This window comes from Pseudomonas sp. PHC1, from assembly GCF_046487845.1.
GTDB lineage: Bacteria > Pseudomonadota > Gammaproteobacteria > Pseudomonadales > Pseudomonadaceae > Aquipseudomonas > Aquipseudomonas sputi.
The window spans coordinates 1-1,543 of sequence record NZ_JBJXHJ010000055.1 but is presented as its reverse complement, the minus strand read 5'-3'; the positions used below and the strand labels follow the sequence as shown (position 1 = coordinate 1,543).

General features: G+C 51.6%; 1 protein-coding gene and 2 pseudogenes. 2 read left to right on the top strand and 1 reads right to left on the bottom strand.

Annotation, left to right across the window (positions count from 1 at the left end; translation table 11 throughout):
* The coding region (locus ACKJSM_RS28610) for a histone-like nucleoid-structuring protein, MvaT/MvaU family (RefSeq protein WP_410239532.1) at positions 1-303 on the top strand (303 nt) is incomplete at its 5' end.
* A 147-nt stretch (positions 304-450) separates the two neighbouring features.
* Here ACKJSM_RS28610 and ACKJSM_RS28605 read toward each other — a convergent pair.
* A pseudogene (locus ACKJSM_RS28605) lies at positions 451-1,018 on the bottom strand (isochorismatase family protein).
* Positions 1,019-1,343: 325 nt separating this feature from the next.
* Here ACKJSM_RS28605 and ACKJSM_RS28600 point away from each other — a divergent pair.
* Positions 1,344-1,543: pseudogene (locus ACKJSM_RS28600) on the top strand (hypothetical protein); the annotation flags it as partial.

Sequence of the window (1,543 nt, the reverse complement as noted above, 5' to 3'; positions counted from 1 at the left end):
GAAGCCCTCAAGGGCGACGCAGGCCTTAAGAAAGAAATCGAATTCGAAACGAAGCTGCGCGATTTGCTCGCAAAATACAGCTACAGCCTCAAGGACGTGATTAACCTGCTAGATCCACAAGCAGGCCGTCGCGCTCCAGTAGCCGAGTCCAAAGTGGGCAGTCGCAAGCCTCGCCAGTTGAAGGTTTATAAAAATCCTCACACTGGTGAAGTCGTAGAAACCAAGGGTGGCAATCACAAAACGCTGAAAGATTGGAAATCGAAACACGGCGCCGCGACTGTCGAGTCTTGGTTGACCAAGTGATTTTGGTTTAAGTACAAAAGGGCCCTTCGAGGGCCCCATTTCACTAAGCGCGATGTACAAGACATTCCACATGACGTCCATGCCTAAAGCCCGCAGGAGTGGGCCTGGGGCTGCAAACCAGACTTACGATTGGCGTGCCGCTAGCGCTCAATAGCTGTTCATCAGGTTGCAATAATTAGGGATGCGCGGGGACAGGAGGTTACCCAGAACTTCGATGTCGTTGCGCCAGTCGCGCTGCAGTTCACAGGCCACCGAGAACCAGTTCATCATTTGCGCACCGGCCTGTGTCATGCGATACCAGGCTGCCTGTTCCACAGTAATGTTGAGCGTGCCGGAAAAGTCGGTCACAACGAACACGTCAAGATCTTCTCCCAGCGCCGATATGGTCGGAAACGCTACACAGACGTCAGTGACCACACCGGCAATGATCAATTCCTTGCGAGCGGTGGCCTTGATTGCCTTGACGAAATCTTCTTTATCCCAGGCATTGATCTGCCCTGGTCGAGCGATGTAGGGCGCGTCAGGAAACATCTCTTTCAGGTCTGGCACCAATGGCCGTTCGGGTATTGCTCGACGTTGGTCGTGAGGATGGTCGGCAGCTCGAAGAGCTTGGCAGCGTCAGCCAGAGCCAACACATATTCTTGAACTCATTGGGCGTAAAATCCTGAACCAAAGGAATCTGACCGGTTTGGTGTACCCGAATGGCGAATCTCATCTGGCACGTTGCCCCATTTTGGAGTCTGAAGTTGAGGAAGGCTAGACACTGCTCTCAGCCATTCAGACGTCACCCTGAACTGACCTGGAGACGAAGCACATTTTTCGCTCAGATAACTCTAGACATGCCGGCAACGTCACTCACGCTGTAAGTGCCTCGCATCAAATCACCACTGAATATGAAGGGGCGTAATCGACTCACTTCTGTATAGACGACAAGGAACCCGCAACGTCAAGAAGGTCTAAAATTCAGAGAGACATGCTGCTCTTCTGATGGAGCGGCTGCACAGATCTTTGGCAGCCATAGAGATAAAAAAGGATTTCACATGAGTAAGTATCTGGTCTTTTTGTTTTTTGGTGTCTCGGGTTTTGTTCAGGCGCAATCCATATGCTCAGAGGCATGGTATCAAGCGATCGACAAAAAATTGCCGACTGCCGATACGCAAGGACACGGGCCGGACATAGGCTCCGACGAATGGAAATCGGTGATTGAATTCAAATTAGGAGTTCGCGGTGGGACAAGCGT